This is a genomic window from Sorangium sp. So ce375, assembly GCF_051473855.1.
In the GTDB taxonomy this organism is placed as follows: domain Bacteria; phylum Myxococcota_A; class Polyangia; order Polyangiales; family Polyangiaceae; genus Sorangium.
This window is the reverse complement of sequence record NZ_CP150335.1, coordinates 7,689,459-7,707,180: the sequence shown is the minus strand read 5'-3', so window position 1 is coordinate 7,707,180 and position 17,722 is coordinate 7,689,459. Positions and strand designations below refer to the sequence as shown.

The following is a 17,722-nucleotide window of genomic DNA, read 5'->3' as shown; positions in this document are numbered from 1 at the left end:
GCTCAGGCCTTGAGCGCGGTGATCTCTCCCGGCTTTGTGATGCCGGCCTGAGCGTCCCTGCTGTCGAGTTTGCCAAACTCCGTGACGGGCCCACCGTCTGCCGCCTTGCACCCGACGGCGTTCATCAGCGTCACGTAGAGCTTGTTGATCGGGACGTTGCCGGTGTTCGAGCCCGTGCCGAAGCCGACGCTCGTGTCGCCGCCCGTGCAGTCCGCCTCGCTGTTGCCGGTGCCGAGCTTCCCCCCATCGACGTTCACGACCTGGCCCTGCTTGAGGTAACCCCCCGCGCTGCCCGCGATCACGATCGGCAGGTTGTTCGTGTTGTGGGCGTTGCCGTCGGCCAGCTCCGGGAGCCACATCGTGGCGGTGTTGTCGAGCAGCGTGCGATCGCCCTCCGAGATGCTGTCGAGCAGGGTGACGAGCCGCACGTACTTGGCCGCGTACCAGGCGTCGATCTGCGCGATCATGTCGAGCACCCCGTTCTTGCACGTCCCGCCCACCGCGAACGAGCCGTTCCGGTGCGAGAGGCCGTGGTGGTCGGCGTCGTGGTTGATGCCGTCCCAGTCGAAGGTCACGTAGCCGGGATACACGAGGATCATCGACCGGTTCATGTCGCAGATCATGCTCAGCGCCATGAGGTTCATCATCATGTCCCCGCCGGCCGTGAACGAGGTGGCCAGGCCCGCGCCGAACCCGCCGCCCGCGCTCGCCGCGTCGACCTCCGCGGCCGTGACGCCGACCTTGGCCGCGGTCGCGTCGTTGCACGCCGTGGGCGCGACGCTCTGCTCCGTGCTGCGGAGCAGATCGAGCCAGTCGCTGATCCGGCGCTGGTCGGACTTGCTCATGTTGAGCCGCTGGTAGCTCTGGAGGTCGTCCTTGACGAGATCGATGGCGCTCTGCCCGCGCTTGACGCGGTAGTCGGCCTCCGTCTCCTGCCCGCCCCCGAACAGCCCGGTGAGCTGCTGGTACACCGTCTTGGGGTTGACGACGGCCGGGAAGGCGGTGTTGGGCGCCGAGAAGGACAGCACCTCCTTGATGCTGCTGCTCGACGGGCCGACCGAGAGCACCAGCGGGCTCGCCTTGTTAGGGTTGATCTGCTTCGCGATCTCGTGGTCGAGCGAGTGGGACGTCGCGTACCGCGTCTTGTCGTCGCTGATCAGCGCGCAGGTGAGCTTGCCCCCCATCGCCTGATCGTGCGGGTCGATGCTCTGGATCTCCGCGTAGGAGTTGAACATCTTCAGGCCGCGCGGGAACAGCAGCTTCGACACGAACGGCGTCAGCCCCGCCAGCGTGGTGCCCTTGATGTGCTCGGCCGTGAGGGCGCCGCTCTCGATGGTGGGGAACCACCGGTTGGTGAGGCACCCGTTGTGCGTGTAGAAGATCACGAGGCGCCGGGGCGGCGACGACTGGGGCGCGGACTGCGCCTTGACCTCCCTCTCGTGGACGGAGCTCAGGAACGGAGCCGCGAGAGCGGCGCCAGCGACACCCTTCAGGAAGACTCTGCGCTTCATTCGCTTACTCCAGTTCGATGGCTCGGGTTCGGAACGACGGAGACTGTGTGAGGTCCGTGACGAGATTGAGGACCGTGTATCCCCCGGCCGTGATCTTCGCGCTCAGGTCCCTCACCGTGCACGAGTCCAGCGGGTGGCCGTCGCGCTCGTAGGCGTACGAGACCCACTTCTGCGCGTACTGGCGCTGCGCGCTCGAGGAGACCGCGAGCTTCGCCATCAGGTCGGCCGGGCTCGTGACCCTCACGGGCTGCCCGTCGTCGATGTGCACGTCCGCGACCGTGTCGATGAGCGCGCCGGTCAACGCCTCTTTCGTCTGCCACGTCCCCACGGCGTCGAACGCCTCCATCACGAAGCCCGGCGGGTTGATGAAGTTGTGGTGGCACCCCGCGCAGCTGGCGCCCGCCGTCTGCGCGTCCACGCGCTTTCGGTTCGTGTCGAGATCGTCCCCTTCGGGCAGCGGCGTCTCGAGCGCGCCGGGAGGTGGGGTGCCCGGGTCGATGCCGAGCACGTCCTTGGTGATGAACACACCCCGGAGGATCGGCGAGGTGCGGTTGTACGACGAGTACGCGTTGAGGAAGCCCACCCGCGTCAGGAACCCCGGCCGCTGCGCCGGGTCGAGGGACACCTCCTCGAGCTCGGTCCCGAACTGGGCGGCATCGAGCCCGTAGAGCGGCGCGGTCGCCGCGTTCACGAAGGCGACCGGGCTGGTGAGGAACTCCTGGAACGTCCCGCCGCGCGTGAAGACCAGATGATCGAAGAAGCGCTCGGTCTCCTCCGCCATGATCGGAATGAGCGCGCGATCGAACATGGGGAACACGGTCGTGTCCCGCTGCGCCGAGTCCCAGCGCGTGTTCGGCCCCAGCTCCAGGTAGTATCGATGGAAGGCGCCCACCATCTGCCGGGCCCTCGGGTCCTCCAGCATCCGCTTGGCCTGCGTCAGGACCTGCTCTGCGGTCGACAGCTTTCCCTGATCGGCGGCCTGGTTCAGCGCATCGTCGGGGATCGTTCCCCAGAGCATGTAAGATAGGCGCGACGCGACCTCGTGGTTCGAGAGGGTGAACCCGTCGGCGCCGTCGGACGTCTCCGTGATCTCCGCGCGCTGGATGAACGTGGGGGAGATCAGGAACATGAACAGCAGCGCCTCCGCGACCTCCTCCGGAGCTCCGCTTGCGGTGATCTCCCGCCCCTTGGACACGATCGTGTCGAACCTCGCCACCTCCGCCTCCGTCAGCGGCCGGCGGAAGGCGCGCCGCCCGAACTCGACGATCGTGTCGTGCAAACACGCGGCGCCGTCGCCGCTGGGCGTGCACTTCAGGAAGTTTTTCTTGAGCGCGGGGTCCGCCATCACCTGGGCGGCGACCATCTCGGCCACGGACCTGTAGGCGCTCCAGCCCAGATCCGTGAGGCTCCCTGCCTGGTCCGTCGCCAGCAGCGTCGACGGCGCCACGTTGCCTGAGGCCGTCAGCGCCGTGACGCCCAGCAGATCGCGGACCGTCCTGTCGTACTGCGCGTTCGTCAGGCGCCGGATCTGCGACGTCGGCGCGATCCCGGGCTTGCACGCGCCGATTCCACCTGGGCCGTTCGGCGTACCGTCCGTGCCCCCGGTGGGGTTCTGCCCTCCTTCCGAGTCGGTCGGATCACCTCCTACGGAGCCCACACAGCCAGCCGCGAACGCGGTGGCGACGATGATGCCGCTCCTCCACGTGTGCATCGCAATCACCTCAGGTGTTATGTTCTAGCTCAAAGAACCCAGGTAGCGGCAGCGAGGGCGTCTTTTGCGGCCGACATGCGAAGGTCGGTTGATGCCCTGCTCCCCGCGTCCACATCCTCTCATGTAGATTGGATGAGGTGCAATGCTGTGTTCACGAGGACTCTCATTTTTCTGCGATTGCTGCTCTAATTTTTCATCAAAGGCACGCGAGAACATTTTGATGTTCACCGTGCGCGCCCCGCGGCGCCTCGCGTCAGCGTCAAAACACGCCGCCGCCTATCGGCTGTGGCCGCGTTAGGCAGCGGCCGGAACGGAAGGCTCGCGGCGAGTCGCCATGTCCAGCTTGGTGATAGCGTGCTTGTCGAGCTGTACAGCTGCGCCGCCGCCCCCCGGGGGCATAGGCGTTAACCAAGCTCGTTCGGTCACGCTCAGGGCACGAAGCCCCCCCTTCATCCTCATCGGCCATCAATGTGATCGTTCACATGGCCATATTCGTGCTCGTGAGCGTTCACATACCACCGTTGATGACCATGATTATGGTCATGTGAGCGTTCACGTTGTCGTTCGGGTGCAAGAGAACGCGGCGCGAAGCTTTGTTGACGCGTACGCCCTCCGGGGGAGGGGGCTCCCTTACCGCCCGAGCCAGCGCGCCGTGTCACGCGCGAGGCGCGCGACGGCCGCCCAGTCGATCGGCGCCGCTGCTCGCCGTTCGGGGGCGGGCGAAGCCTTGTTTTCCCACATGTCCGTGGCGCCGAAGAGCACCTCGATCACGGCCGGATCCTCGTCCCACGTCACGGGTACGAGGTCGTCGAGGCACGTCGTGTCGATGGGAGCCTCGGGGGCCGCGATGAATCCCGCCATCATCTGTGTACCGCACGGCGCCGCGCCGGCGGTCTTCACCGGGGATTCGAACGCGACGCCGTGCGAGCTCCAGGGCACCGCCACGAACGTCCGATGGGGCGCGGTGAGCCTGTCGGCCGAGAGCTCCGCCAGGCCGATGGGCGTCTGCGGGTCGAGCTGGCCGTTCATCGCCAGGATGGGCACGGTGGAGGTCGGCCATCCGCTCCAGAACCGGTCGTGAGGATAACGCGGCCAGGCCTCGTAGAGAGGGCCGAGCGCCTGCGCCTCCCGCGGGCAGAAGCGCTGCGCATCGCAGCGCGCCTGGAGCTCGGCCGGGGTAGGGGCCGGCTCTTCCCACAGCTCGGAGAGGGCCACGTGGGTGCCCAGGATGACCGAGCTCCGCGGCTCGCCTCCGCCGGTCTGCGACAGCAGGTCGAGCAGCGTCTGCATGTAATGGCCGACCACCTCCACGTCGGCCGGCTCGCAGCGGTCGATGCGGTAGGCGAGCGGGAAGAGGTGCGCCCGCAGGCTGCGGGCTTGCACGAAGAGCGGCGCGACGGACGCGAACAGCGCGACGTCGGCGCCGAGCTGCGCGCAGTGGCCTGCCGTGAGCTTGCCGAAGAGCGCGTCGAGCTTCGCCCAGGGCTCGGGGCCGAGCTTCGCCCCGCACACCGGATCGGCCGCGCAGACCTCGGACAGATCCCTCGCTACCGGATCGAACTGCGTATCGTACCGAGACAGGTACTGCGCGCCCGGCGACGCGACCGAGTCGAGGATGACGGCGTCGGCCCCGCCGGGGTGCGCCTGCAGGAAGCGCAGCGCGCGCGTCGTCCCGTAGGAGACGCCGTACACGACGACCTTCTTTCCGGGCTCACGCGTCCGATCCCTGTGTTCCCGCTCGTCCGGCGTCCGCTCAAAGCCGGTCTCGTTTTCGGTGGGAGTGGACGACTCGCCGCGCGGATCGCGGCGGCGGTCCGTTCGGAGCGGGGTCAAGCGACAGGCGCGGGAGCGGCGTGCGCCTGAGGCCCAGGCTGGAGCGTCACGAGGGGCTTGATGACGGAGCCGTTTGAGCTCGAACAACCGCGCGCCATAGCTCGCTCTCGTGGACGAGGCTCACGGCAAAGCGCTCCTCGTCCAGCTCCACGAGGATGGGGTCGGACTCGTCCCAGCTCGCGCCGGCGAGGACGGCGGCCACGCAGCCGGCAGCGAGCTCGCTGCGGCCTGGATCCCTGAGCGCAGAGACCCTGGCCCGAGCCCAGCCGGTCCGAGCATCGAGCAGCAGGGCGACCGCCGCGGCCGGGAACGCGCGCTCGAGGTGGGGGAGCGCTCGATGGGCGGCTGACGGATCGCCTCCAGGTGTGGCGATCAGGACGAAGAGCTCAATGGCGTGGGAGTCGCCCTGGAGCGCCGCGGTGTATCGAAAGAACTGGGCGCCGTGCTCGACGCCTGGGACCGGGAGCATGACGAAGCGGCCCGGCGTGATCTCACCCGCTCCCGGATGTCCGGGCGGAACGAGGAACCCGTCCTCGATCGGCTTCACCTGGACCGACACGCCATGCTGGCGCGCCGCGGCCGGCGTCACTCCGGGCCCCGCAGCGCTTCGACGAGCGCCTCGACCAGCGCGCTCACCGGCAGAGAGGGCGACCGCTCGCCCAGCAGCTCGAGCACGTCCTCGTCGTCCTCGCCGCACGAGAGCTGTACGGCCGCGACCACGGCCCCATCGCGCTCGACCGCCAGGTCGAAGATCCCCTCCTCGTCGCTCACCGGCACGCCGAGCAGCGCAGTCAGCCGGCGGCCCAGGAGCTCGGCCAGCGGCTCATCCCCGCCGAGGCCCGCCTCGTCGGGCTCGATCGTGGCCTGGACCGCGCGCGCCGGCCCCGCGCTCACCTCGGCCCCCTCGCGATCGAGCCGAAAACGAAAGCCACGTGCCTCGAAGAACCCCGTCGTCACGCGCTCGATGAAGCACGCCGCGGGCGCGCCGGCAAGCGGGTCGGGTATCGAGTGACAGGAGCAGCGGCGTGTCCTCTCATCGCCGACCTCAAATCACCTTGTCGTCCGGACTCCCGGAGGGCGCGTCCGGCGTGGCGCCCGCGCTGTCGGTCGGCGCCTCCGCCGGCCGTGCCTTCTGCTCCACGAGAAAGAGGACCACATCCACCGCACCCCCCACGGCGCGGTTGACGAGGCGGATCGCCCCGTGGACGCCGGACAGCGTCGTATCGTGGATGAGCCGGATCCCCCTCACGGGCGCCTTGATCGGGGGAATCTGCTCCAGCAGGTCGAAGGGCAGCTTCGCCGCGTGCTTCTGGAGGCGCTCCACGCTCCGGGAGCCGTGCTCGACCGCGTCCTGCACGAGGTCCTTCAAGCCGCGCCACCTGTCCATCACACCGCCTCCTCGCACCACGCGCGGATCTGCGCGTAGACGCCCGGGTCGTGGGCCAGGCGCAGGTGTCCGAGCGACGGCATGATCCGCGCGTGCTCTTGAGGGAAGGGCGAGCACCGGTCCTCGGCGACCGCCCGCCCCGTGGCGCTCCGCAGCGAGACCATCGCGTCCCCGAACAGGAGGGAGAGCCTCGGGTCGGCCGTGAGCGCGCCGGCGATGAGATGATGGCGAATGTGGGGGAGCAGGGGCACGGGATGGCGGCGATTCTGGAGCAGGGCGTTCGCGCTGGCGCCCTCCCAGTCCTCACGGCGGAGATAGGCATAGGCGAGGTCCTTCATCCCACCGCTGCGGAGGTTGACGATGTCGGCGATGAGCTTCGTATACGGATTGTCGATGCTCGCGAGCGCCCACGTGACCACGTTGCCAAAGCGCTCCAGCGGGGCGCCGAGGTGCGGTGTGCCGAGATAGAAGGCCCGCTTGACGAGGGGCAGCCACCTTCGATCCTTGTCGCTCGCCGCGTGCGCGGCGCTGCGCGCGACGAGGCCGCCCATGCTGTGGCCGATGAGGACCAGCTCCTCCACGGCAACAGGATAGGCGCAGACGAGCTGCTCGAGGAGGACATCCAGGGCTTCGCCGTTCTCGGAGATACGGAGGCCGCTGTTGTACCGCACATAGAGCGGCGTGTACCCGAGGTCGCGCGCAAGGAGCGAGCCGTACGTCTCGCCGTCCGGCATCGTCCAGACGGCCTCGGTGCTCATCAGCCCGTGCACGAGCACGACGACGCGGGGCATGGCCTGGGCAGAGGCGGCCTCGGGAAATGCCCTGGCAAGCGGCACGGGGCGCCCGTCGCGGACGAACTGCATCGCGGTCGCAAGGCCGTTGCTGGTCCGCTTCAGGTAGTCCCCGAGGACCCCGTTGAGCACGCCGACGACCAGCTCCAGGTGGTTTCCCATGCGACGATCCGGCCGCATCCTGGCACGGATCGGCGCCGGAGGCGACGCCGGGCCGCGCTGCGCCGGACGGCGGCCCTCGTCACGGAGCGCCGGGGAGATAGCCGAGTGAACACGACAGCCTCCGATCCGGCTGCGCGATCCAGGCGTCGACCGCGGCCACGCGCGCGAGATGCTGCTCGCGCTCGTGTCGCGCGTGCTCAGCAACCGGCCTGGTCAGTAATCGCGGACGAGCAGCCACCAGAACGCGGGAGGCGGAAATGCCTTTGCATACTCCTCGATCTCCGCGGGGCTCGCCCCGCCTCCGTAGCTCGCCTCGGCGATCGACGAGGCCTCGGAGGCCGAGAGATCCGTCCAGCAGTCCATACCGACCTGGCTGCGATCCGGCGCGCGGCCGAGGATGTGGTGGGCCCGAGCGAGCGTCCCACGCATGCCGAGCCAGCGGCTGCACACCATCGTGCCGAGCCGCGGGTCGAAGATGTACAGCGTGACGTCACTGGCCATGGCGCTCCTCGGCGTAGAAGAGCGTTATCAGGACGCTGTCGGACGCGAAGATCTCGTTGAGCTCCGCCAGCAGCTCCTGCCTACTCTCGGGGTCCTCCTCCTGCGCGACGAGCCGCTCGGCCTCGTCGCGGCGCACACGGCCCCAGGAGACGATGTACGGGCTCTCGAAGTCTGGCGGCCGCTGCATGGCGCTGCGGGCGTCGGCAAGGTGCACGGCGATCTCCAGACTGTGGACGACCGTGCGGCTCTCGCAATCGACGGCAGCCATCTGAGCGAACGGCTTCATGGCTCGCGTCGTCCTTGCCTGCACAGCGCACGATCGAGCGGCGCGCCGCGTCGTTGAACACCGGTCGTGCCGTCTCCACGCATCAGCGCAGACGAAGATGACGGGGGAAATGCGCAGACCGCGGCAAGGCGCCGGTGCGGATGGGCTACGTCAGTCGTCGGACACCGACCATGGCAAGCGCGCCGCCAATCGCGATGGGGAGAAGAAGTTGCCATGTGAACTCTGGACGTGTCTCCCTCGTGGCGTTGATATAGAACGCTATGCCGGCAATCAAGGTGATGACACCCCCGAGGATCAGGCAGAAGTAGGCACCAAGCCTCTGCCAGATGGAGAGGCTCGGCTTGGGCGCAGTGGCCGCCGGCGTGAGCTGGGGTAGCGCCAGACGCCGCAAGGCGACGAACGCGGCCGGAGCTCCGACCCACAGGAGATCGAACTCTCCCAAGAGCGGTATCCGAGAGAGCGCGCCAGCCACCGCGAGCCCGAGGAGCGCCGCAGGCACATCCCAGAAGTGGAGCGTCGGGTTCCTTGGGTTTCCGCTCGCCATGTCGCTCTCCCTGCCACATGTCATTCGGTTACGAAAGCTCGATCTGGAGCCGGTAGCCAGGGAGTGGTGCCGACGGCATCAACTCGCCCACGGAGCACGGGGCGATGCCGGAACCGAGCGCCTCGCGGCGCAGGTGAGAGGGCGTCGGCCCAGCCCGCGCTCGCCGCGTCAGCCGCCTGTGCCACGGAGCCCCGCCTCGGTGACGGCCCGCTCCACGCGGTCGGGCGACCACGCGCCGGCGTGGCGCGTGAAGAGCGTCCGCCCCTTGAACGCGCGGCCCGCGAGCTCCGCGGGCATGTCGGGCCAGCGCGCGACGAAACTCCCCTTCGGCGCCCCCTTGCGCGCGGCGACCCAGGGAGGAGCCCCGCCCTCGTTCGTGAACCAGTCGATCACGCGCTCCACGTCCTGGGCCGCCTCGAGCCGCCCGATCAGCTTCGTGCTCGTGTTGCCGAACACGTTGTAATCCACCGATCGAGGGCTCTGGGTGCACAGCAGGCAGCCCACTCCGTACTTCCGGCCCTGGGTGAAGAGCCGGATGAGCGGCTGCTTCGCGGGCGGCTTGCTGCCGCCGGCCGGGATCCAGTCGCGCGCCTCGTCGATGTAGAAGAGCAGGTTCACGCCGCCGGAGGTCGCGTCCACGGTCGTGATCATCCAGCGGTACAGCTCCGTCGCGAGGGCCGCGAGGAAGAAGTGCTTCTCGTCGTCGTTGCTGAGCGCGTTCAGGTAAACGATGTTGAGCGGCACGCGCCCCGGCTTCGAGGGCCGCAGCAGCTCGGTGAAGTCGAGGCGCGTCCCCCCCGAGAAGAGCCGCGCGGACGGGCCCTGCACGAACGTGTTGAGCTTTCGCGCGAGCCGCTCGCGCTCGGACTTGCGGATCAGGCTGTCGACGTCGTCGATGCCCAGATCCTCGGGCGCGGTGACGGCGGCCACGATGTCCCTCAGCCGGACCGGCGCCGCGCGCGGCAGGTGCCGCAGCACCTGGTAGAGGAACGTGCGCTGCGACTCCTCCTCGCCGCCGCACGCGCACAGGCTGACGAGGTTGGCCGCCACGGCCACGAGCAGGCCCTCCTCCTCCTCGGCGCGCAGCGCGGGGTTTGCGATGTGCGAGAGCTCGCCCGCGCTCGGGAGCCGCAGGGGGTCGAGGCAGAGCCGCTGGCCGTGCGAGGACCCGGGCGTGAGGATGCGCGGCTCCACGCGCTCCCTCAGCTCTTCCCACGCGCGGCGCAGCTCCGCCGGCACGTCGGAGGGCGGGCGCGCCTCGATCATCTGGACGAGATCGCCCTGGGGGTCGATCGCGACGACGGGGACGCCGGCGCGCAGCGCCTCCTCGGCGATGATCTTCGCCATCCACGTCTTGCCGCTCCCCGCCGCGCCGACGACCGAGACGTGCGTCCGCAGCACCGCGGGGTCCACGCAGACGGGCGAGCCGCCGTCGTCGAAGCCGAGCAGCATGCCGGTGACGTCCGCGGTGCGGGCCTCTTTCGGGCTCGCTCCCGCGTCGAGCGCCGCGGGGCTCGGGCGCTCGCCGCCTGGCGGCGCCTCCGCGGGCGCCTTTCGCCCGCGGCCCCGCGCTCGCGCCGGCGCCGGCTTCGGGCGCTCGCCGACCGGTTTCACGACCGCCAGCGCCTCGTCGAGCTCGGGATCGTCCTCCACCATCGGCTCGTCCGCCGTCGCCTCGCCCGCCGCCGGCGCGCTGCCCGCGGCGCGCTCGCGCCCCTCCGGCGCGTCGCCGCCGCGCGTCGCCTCGAGCGCCGTCCAGCGCCGGTCCCACGCGCCCATGTCCTTGTGGCCGAGCTGCGCCACGCAGGCCCCGGAGCGCTCGTGCTTGCAGCCGCCGCAGTACGCGCGGTCGCCCGGCGGCGGGAGCCCGCCCGCGCCCGCCGCGTGATCGGACCAGGCCACCATGCTGGCGATGAGCTCGTAGACCTTGCCGCGCTTCGCCTCGATCTCCTCCCAGCGCGCCTCCCGGACGCTGCGCGTGGGGTGCAGGTAGAACACCGCCACGTCCGGCCGGGTGCCGTGCTGGTGGTGGTGCATCAGCGCGTACGTGAAGACCTGGAAGAGATCGCTGTTCGGGGAGGTCGCGGGCGTGAGCTTGTAGTCCACGATGCGGTGCTTCCCGAGCCGCGGATCGAAGTACACGTAGTCGATCGCCCCGGTCACGTGGACGTGGACGTCCTCCCCCACGTGGAACGTCACGTCGACCCGCTTGCGCGAGTCCCCGAAGAGCTGCGCGCGGAGCTCCGCCGCGGGAAGGCCCTCCGCCCTCGCGTGCGCCGCGAGCCGCGCGAGCTCCTCCATGTAGAGCTGCACCGCGGAGATGAAGCCCCGCCGGAGCGGCACCGGGCGCGCCGCGAGCGCGTCGAGGTTCAGGCAGGACGCGTTGAACCAGCGCATCAGCGCCTGCTGGAGGCCCGCGGGGTCGCCGGCGGCCTCCAGCGCCGCGAGCACCTCGTCCGAGCCCCTCGCGGCGGCGTTGAAGCGCTCCACCGCGGTGTGGAACAGCGCGCCGCAGCCGGGCGCCTCCCCGCCCTTGCGCCAGATGCGGCTCACGACCGTGCGCCCGTCCTGCCGCTCGGCCGTGGCGCGCGCGTCGAACCAGTGGAGCCTCGGGCACGTCGCCGCGACGCGCAGCTGGGTCACGTTGACGTGGACGAGCCTCACTTCCTGCTCCGCAGCTGGACGAAGAGATCGTCGTCGGTCGCCGTCGCGTGGACGTGGCCCTCCTCGTGGAGCACCTGCGCCGTCTTCTTGATGTGCGACCACACCTCCGGGAAGCGCTTCTCCTGCAGCTTCTTCCGGCTCGCGAAGATCTGCGCGAGCTCCTTCGCCATCAGGCCGAGGCGCCACGAGAGCTCGGCCATGATGTGCTCCCGCGTCTGCTGCGGATCCCACGGCGGCGGAGGCGTCGAGTCCCCGCCTCCCTTCACGATCTCCTCCGTGAGCAGCTCCCGCAGCAGCGGGTGCGCGAGGAGCAGGCTCTGGCGCTCGAAGGACGCCATCACCTCGGCCTCGGTCACCTTGCGGTACTGGCCGCGCGGGTGCTCGATCTCGAGATCGTGGCTCCTCGCGGCGCCGAGGAGCCCCACCAGCGAGTCGAGCTCCGCGTGGCCGGCGAAGTCGAGGTGGAGGTGGAGGAAGCGCTGGCGGCCCAGCTTGCAGAGCGCGTCGTACGCGGCCTTGCCGGCGCCGCCGAGCCGCAGCGGCCGTCGCTCCTCGTCGGTGACCAGGATGCGCTTGTCCGTGTGCTTCGTGTCCTCGACCATGCGCTGGAGCGGCAGGCGCGCGCCGTGCCCGCTCGGCGCGCAGAGGAACGTCACGCCGGTGGTCACGATCACGCCGTCCGCGCGCTTCTCCCTGGCCACGAGGTGGTGCGCCGGGACCTTGCCGCGCTTCTTCGCGGTGGCGTGCTCGACGCTCAGGAGCGTCGAGCCGCCCTTGCCGGCGCACCTGGCGAGCAGGTGGTGCGTCAGGCTCGCGAGGTTGTCCTCGTCGGGCGGCAGCGACGCCTGCTGCAGCCGCCGGCGGGTCGTGCCCTCGACGAGCTTCTTCTTCACCTCGGCGTCGATGACGTCCTCCAGCTTCACCGGCGGCGGCGTCGGCCCGCCCTCGGGGCCAGGCCACTCCTTGAGCCAGCGCTTGCCGCCGACGGCCGCGAGCCGATCCTGCTGCGCCTCCCAGCGGTCGCGCGCCCAGAGGATCGCGTCCCGCGGCCGGAGCTCCTGCACCCCGTCGAGGCGCCGCTCGAGCCACGCGCTGCCGAGCGGGAAGAGCCGATCGCGCTTGCGCGCGGCGATGACCTCCTCGATCTCCTTCTCCTCGAAGCCGGAGAGCGCGGCGTCGAGCCGCCCCTCGAGGATGGCGCGGGCCTCCTCCGGCGAGACCATGTGCAGCTCGAGGATCCGCTCGGCGATGCGGTCCCACGCGGCCGCCGGGATCACCTCGCCGGTGCGCAGCGACAGCATCGACTGCTTCACGCCGGACACGATGACGACGAGGTGCTTCGCCCGGTCGAGCAGCGCGTGCGCGTACGACATCAGGGCGCGCACGGCGTCGGGATCGAGGTTGTCGATCTGGTCGAGGCAGAGCACGAGCGGGAGCTCGGCGAGGGCGCACAGGTGCGAGAGGACGTGGAGGACGCGCTCCACCGCGGCGTCGTCCGCGAGGGCGAGGCCGTCCTCTCCGGCCGCCTGGTCGAGCAGGCGCGCCTCCTCGGGCCCGAGCGTCTCGCCCGAGAGCCAGAGCACCGCCGCCTGGGCGCGCTTCTCGGCGCCGGCGTCGCCGAGGCTCGCGAGCGACGTCCCGGTGAGGAACGCGTTGAGCACGGGGATCACCGCGTTCTGCGGGTCGATCTTGGCGCCGAGGCGGGCCAGCGCCTCCTTTCGTGCGTCGATCTCCCGGGGCCCGGTCATCATCCTGCGGCCCTTGAGCGCGCCCGTCCTGATGACGGCGCGGTTGAGGACGGTGTAGAGCCGCGACTGCGTGTAATCGCTCCCGCGGTGCCCTGCGAGGTCGCTGACGGTCGCGTTGAGCACGTACCGGAGCATCCGCTCGGGCGAGGCGAGGATGTTGTGCAGGTAGACGACCGTCGCCTTGTCTTCCCCGGCCCACTGGAACAGCCGCGCGAGCAGGTGGCTCTTCCCGACGCCGGGCGCGCCGATGAGCAGCGCGCCGATGCTGGTGGGCTCCTTCGCGGCGTCCTGCACGACGCGCACGAGCTTCGTGAAGGCGTTCTTGTGGATCGACTCGACCGTGGCCTCGCCGCCCCCGACGTCGGTGATGCGGTGGCTGCGGAACGGGTTGGTGCCTCGGACCGCGGCGAGGAAGCGCTCGAACGTCGGCTCCTCGCTCATGCGTCGTCCCTCCGCGCCACGTAGACGAGCAGGTTGCCGGCCTCCATGATGCCGGCGTCGCGCTCCGCCTCGGCCATCTGGTGGTGGCGCCCGTCGGACGGGTCGAGCGAGTAGCGCCGCTGCCGCCGGAGCGCGGCGAGCTCCGCGTCGAAGGCGGCGCGCGGGACGTCCGGCAGCGCGGCGCGGAGCGCGTGGAGGGTGACGTAGTTGAGGCGGCCGGAGGCGCGATCGAGCGAGGAGAAGGCGGCGTCGAAGCGATCGGCGAAGGAGATGGCCGGCGCGCCGGCGCCGCTGGGGGCCGCGTTGCCGTGGCCGTCGGAGGTCGCGTTGCCGTGGCCGTCGGAGGTCGCGTTGCCGTGGCCGTCGGGGGCCGTGCGGCGGGCGGCGCCGTCGGTCGCGGCCGCGGCGGGCCGCGCCGGCGCGCCGGCGGCGGGGAGGACGGCGTCTTCGAGGAAGAAGAACAGCGGCTTCTTCCCGGGCAAGGCGCCGATGGTGCGGGGGAGGCGGCGCTCGGCGATGCGCTGATGGAGCGCCGCCTTGAACGCGCGGCCGATGGCAGGCACGAGGCCCTTGGGGAGCTGCGCCAGATCGACCGCGGGAGCGTCGGGCTTCCGCGCTGACCGGAGCTGCACCTCCAGGAGCCGATCGGACTGCGCGGCCGCCTGGAGGTCCTCCGTGAGCAGCACCAGCGTGGTTTCAGGCGCTGGCTTCTTCTTGCCCCCCGCCGCGCGGGAGAGCAGCACGCGCCCCTTCGCTTCCTTGGTATTGAGCGCCTTGCTCGTCACCGCGAGCGTGTCACCGGTCAGCTCCGTCAGCCGATCGAGCGTCGGCGGGTACGACGCGCCGCCGAGCTGCTTCTGGGACTCCAGGACGCCGAGGAGCTTGGGCACCGGCGACGGCGGCGGCTCCTTCTTCTTGCGCGCCGCGCCCTTCTGCCTCGCGGGAGCCTTCGGCGCGGCGGCCTTACGCGGCGCGGCGGCCTTCTTCGGCTCCTCGGCGCTGCTCTTCCTCGCTGCAGTGGTCTTCGTGGTCGTCGCCCGCGAGCGCGGACTCGATGTGCTGTTCCGGTTCGTGGCCCACCTCCCGAGTGGCCGAGATTACCCCCGTATCCAGCCATGGGAAGGGGCTCCACGCCGCCGCGCCGCCTTTCTCTATCCGATTGACGCGCAGCTCGATTCCGCGTGACGTAGACTCGGGGCCTCGTGCTGCAGAGGCGACGGAACTGGCGCGTAGGGCTGCCGATCGCCGCTCACCTCGAGGCCCCTGGAGGAGCACCATGAAGCACATCTTCTGGGTGCGGTCCGCGATCGGGGCCGCCGTATGTCTCACCTTGCTCACTGTCGTTCTGGGGAGCACGGCCATGGGCACGGGCGCCGGGCGCTGGACCGTCTATGGCAACGATTTGGCCAACACCCACTACGCGCGCGACGAGCACGACATCGCGCCATCGAACGTCGCATCACTCTCCGTGAAGTGGGCCTTCACCACGACCGGCATCGTCCCCGCGACGCCGGCCGTCGACCACGGCGCGGTCTACTTTCCGGACGGGGGCGGCAAGCTGTACAAGCTCGACGCCAGGACCGGGCACCCGATCTGGACGCGCACGATCGCCGACCTCACGGGCACGGCCGGCGCCGTCTCGCGCACGACCCCCGCGCTCCACGGCCACACGCTGTTCCTCGGCACCCTGGCCGGCGCGCACATGATCGCCGTGGACACCCGCACCGGGGCGCTCCTGTGGAAGAGGCAGCTCGACCCGCACCCCGCGGCGATCATCACGCAGTCTCCCGTCGTGCACGGCGGCCGCGTGTACGTGGGTGTCTCCTCGCGCGAGGAGCTCTTCGCGGCGGACAACGCCTATCCGTGCTGCAGCTTCCGCGGCAGCGTGGTCGCGCTCGACGCGGGGACCGGGGCGGTGCTCTGGAAGCGCTACACGGTGCCCGCCGGCTACACCGGCGGCGCCGTCTGGGGCGGCGCGCCCGCGCTCGACCTCAAGCGCCGCGCGCTGTACGTGACCACCGGCAACAACTACACCGTGCCGCCGTCCGTCTCGGCGTGCGTGGAGGCCGCCGGCGACGACACCCTCGCGGCCGAGGCCTGCCTTGCGCCGGACGACTATATCGACGCCGTCCTCGCGCTCGACCTCCGCACCGGCGCGCTGAAGTGGGCGCGGCGGCTCCAGGGCTTCGACACCTGGACGGGAGCCTGCTACTTCGGCGGCGACTGGTGCCCCGATCCGGCGGGCCCGGATTACGACTTCGGCACGGGCGCCACGCTCTTCACGGCCGGCGAGGGGGCGGAGCGCCGCGATCTGGTCGGCGCCGGCCAGAAGAGCGGTATCTTCTGGACGCTCGACAGGGACGACGGGAGCGTTGTGTGGAGCACGCTGGTCGGTCCCGGCGGGGAGCTGGGCGGCATCATGTGGGGAGTCGCCGTCGACGAGGACAGGATTTACGTGCCGATCGGCAACAACGGCCAGGTCGACTACACGCTGCAGCCCTCCGGGGAGGTCATCAACTGGGGTTCGTGGAGCGCGCTCGACGCGGCCACGGGCGACATCCTATGGCAGACGCCCGATCCCACGCAGGGCGCGCAGACCAGGGGGCCGCTGACGGTCGCGAACGGCGTTGTCTACGGCGGCTCGATGAGCGGCGACGTCCACGCGCTCGACGCCGCCACGGGCGACGTCCTCTGGAGCCATCCGGCCGACGGCTCCGTCAACGCCGGGCCGGCGGTGACGCGCGGTATGGTGTTCTGGGGGAGCGGCTACGAGAGCTTCGGCATCGGCACGCCGGGCAACACGCTCTTCGCGTTCGGCTTGCCGTAGCGCTGCCCGCCGCCGGACGGCGGACGCCGGAGCCCGACCGTGCCGTGGTGCCAGGCGCGGGCGCCGGTGGCCGTCAGTCCGCCACGAAGCCTTTCCACCTCCGCAGGTACCCGGCGAAGGTCTCGGAGACGCCGCGCTCGTACAGCTCGGCGCGCGTGAGCGGCGGCCGCCGCGGTTGCCAGGCGGGGTCGGCGATCCGCTGCGGCCAGTCGGGGTTGGTGATGGCGGCGCGCCCCAGCGCGACCGCGGTGGCGCCCTTGTCGAGGAGCGCCTCGGCCTCGGCGCGCGTCCAGACGCCGCCGGCGACCACGAGCGGCAGGCCCGCCCCCGCCGCCTCGCGGAACAGCGGCAGCGGGTGTGTGTCCCCGCGCTTCTGCGAGGGCTTGCTCGAGTCCCACAGCGAGAGGTGGAGGAAGTCGGCGCCGTCCTCGGCCAGCCAGCGCGCGAGCGTCAGGTTCTCGTCGAGGTCGAGCCCCCTGGCCTGGCCCCAGTCCTCGGGCGACAGGCGCACGCCGACCACGAAGGACGCCGGCACGGCGGCCCGGACCGCCCGGAGGGTCTCGCGCAGGAGGCTAGCCCTATTCTCCCACGCGCCGCCCCAGCGATCCGTGCGGCGGTTCTGGGTGGCGGACAGGAACTGGCCGAGGAGGTAGCCGTGGGCGCCGTGCAGCTCCACGCCCGCGAAGCCGGCGGAGAGCGCCCGCGTCGCGGCGTCGCGGAAGCGGTCTATCACGGCGAGGATGTCTTCCTCGGTGGCGGCGCGAGGGACGGGGAGGTCCGGCTCGGCGACCGCGCTGGCGCTCCACGTGGGCAGGCCGGAGACCTGAGGATTGGCGCGGAGGCCGCCGTGAAAGAGCTGGACGAGGCCGAGCGCGCCCGGGGCGGCGATCTCGGTCGCGAGCCGGCGCAGGCCGGGCACGAGCCGGTCGGCGAAGATGCCGAGCTCGCCCTTCCAGCCCTGGCCGTCCTCGGCCACGTGGGCGGCGCAGGTCTCGACGACGCCGAAGCCGCCGCGCGCGCGGTAGGAGAGCCAGCGGAGCTCGTCATCGCCAAGGGCGCCATCGTCGTGGCTTTGCCCGTTCGTGAGCGGGGCGAGCCAGACGCGGTTCCTGGCGGTGAGGCCGTTCGGGAAAGAGAAAGGAGCGAGCAGCGGTGAGGTCACGGGGCGATGATTAGCATGCACCAGGCCACGCGCGCTGCGCGCCGCGCGCGGACGCGACGGTGCTCGCCGGATGCTGCGCGCCGGGCAGGAATTCCGCACCCTGCTGCGGCCGCAGCAACGCGCGCCTGCCGCTCCCGCGAATCCCGTGCCCCGC

General features: G+C 70.9%; 16 protein-coding genes. 2 read left to right on the top strand and 14 right to left on the bottom strand.

All coding sequences use genetic code 11. The annotated features are described in order from the left end of the window. Positions 1-2 precede the first annotated feature (2 nt). From WME90_RS28450 to WME90_RS28390, 13 genes are all read right to left on the bottom strand, one after another. On the bottom strand, positions 3-1,511 hold the full coding sequence (locus WME90_RS28450) for a DUF1552 domain-containing protein (protein ID WP_437275159.1): 1,509 nt from the start codon (positions 1,509-1,511) through the stop codon (positions 3-5). A gap of 4 nt (positions 1,512-1,515) precedes the next feature. Beyond that, positions 1,516-3,222 (bottom strand): DUF1592 domain-containing protein, encoded by a 1,707-nt coding sequence (locus tag WME90_RS28445; protein ID WP_437275158.1) that lies wholly within the window; start codon positions 3,220-3,222, stop codon positions 1,516-1,518. A 630-nt stretch (positions 3,223-3,852) separates the two neighbouring features. Continuing rightward, complete coding sequence (locus tag WME90_RS28440; protein ID WP_437275157.1) at positions 3,853-4,914, bottom strand: alpha/beta fold hydrolase; 1,062 nt, start codon at positions 4,912-4,914, stop codon at positions 3,853-3,855. Between the two features lie 187 nt (positions 4,915-5,101). Then, the gene (locus WME90_RS28435; RefSeq protein WP_437275156.1) at positions 5,102-5,614 is read right to left on the bottom strand and encodes a hypothetical protein; all 513 of its coding nucleotides are present in this window, start codon (positions 5,612-5,614) and stop codon (positions 5,102-5,104) included. Between the two features lie 26 nt (positions 5,615-5,640). After that, entirely contained in the window at positions 5,641-6,012 is a 372-nt protein-coding gene (locus WME90_RS28430; protein ID WP_437275155.1) for a hypothetical protein, read from the bottom strand. A gap of 88 nt (positions 6,013-6,100) precedes the next feature. Continuing rightward, positions 6,101-6,442, bottom strand: a complete 342-nt coding sequence (locus WME90_RS28425; RefSeq protein WP_437275154.1) for a hypothetical protein — start codon at positions 6,440-6,442, stop codon at positions 6,101-6,103. After that, positions 6,442-7,395 (bottom strand): lipase family alpha/beta hydrolase, encoded by a 954-nt coding sequence (locus WME90_RS28420; protein ID WP_437275153.1) that lies wholly within the window; start codon positions 7,393-7,395, stop codon positions 6,442-6,444. Before WME90_RS28420 ends, WME90_RS28425 begins: the two co-directional genes overlap by 1 nt. Positions 7,396-7,608: 213 nt before the next feature. After that, on the bottom strand, positions 7,609-7,896 hold the full coding sequence (locus WME90_RS28415) for a hypothetical protein (protein ID WP_437275152.1): 288 nt from the start codon (positions 7,894-7,896) through the stop codon (positions 7,609-7,611). Next, positions 7,886-8,182, bottom strand: a complete 297-nt coding sequence (locus tag WME90_RS28410; protein WP_437275151.1) for a hypothetical protein — start codon at positions 8,180-8,182, stop codon at positions 7,886-7,888. The genes WME90_RS28415 and WME90_RS28410 overlap by 11 nt, the downstream gene beginning before the upstream one ends. A gap of 145 nt (positions 8,183-8,327) precedes the next feature. Next, entirely contained in the window at positions 8,328-8,726 is a 399-nt protein-coding gene (locus WME90_RS28405; protein WP_437275150.1) for a hypothetical protein, read from the bottom strand. 168 nt (positions 8,727-8,894) lie between these two features. Further along, positions 8,895-11,390: a helicase HerA-like domain-containing protein gene (locus WME90_RS28400; protein WP_437275149.1), complete on the bottom strand. Its 2,496-nt coding sequence runs from the start codon at positions 11,388-11,390 to the stop codon at positions 8,895-8,897. Continuing rightward, entirely contained in the window at positions 11,387-13,579 is a 2,193-nt protein-coding gene (locus WME90_RS28395; RefSeq protein ID WP_437275148.1) for a hypothetical protein, read from the bottom strand. Before WME90_RS28395 ends, WME90_RS28400 begins: the two co-directional genes overlap by 4 nt. Continuing rightward, positions 13,576-14,469, bottom strand: a complete 894-nt coding sequence (locus WME90_RS28390) for a hypothetical protein (protein WP_437275147.1) — start codon at positions 14,467-14,469, stop codon at positions 13,576-13,578. Before WME90_RS28390 ends, WME90_RS28395 begins: the two co-directional genes overlap by 4 nt. Here WME90_RS28390 and WME90_RS28385 point away from each other — a divergent pair. Together WME90_RS28385 and WME90_RS28380 are read left to right on the top strand one after the other, a co-directional pair. Continuing rightward, positions 14,462-14,764, top strand: coding sequence for a hypothetical protein (locus WME90_RS28385; RefSeq protein WP_437275146.1), 303 nt, complete (start codon positions 14,462-14,464; stop codon positions 14,762-14,764). The genes WME90_RS28390 and WME90_RS28385 overlap by 8 nt on opposite strands. 91 nt (positions 14,765-14,855) lie before the next feature. Continuing rightward, complete coding sequence (locus tag WME90_RS28380) at positions 14,856-16,406, top strand: outer membrane protein assembly factor BamB family protein (protein ID WP_437275145.1); 1,551 nt, start codon at positions 14,856-14,858, stop codon at positions 16,404-16,406. 73 nt (positions 16,407-16,479) lie between these two features. Here WME90_RS28380 and WME90_RS28375 read toward each other — a convergent pair whose 3' ends face one another. Further along, the gene (locus WME90_RS28375; protein WP_437275144.1) at positions 16,480-17,568 is read right to left on the bottom strand and encodes a HisA/HisF-related TIM barrel protein; all 1,089 of its coding nucleotides are present in this window, start codon (positions 17,566-17,568) and stop codon (positions 16,480-16,482) included. Between the last annotated feature and the right edge of the window lie 154 nt (positions 17,569-17,722).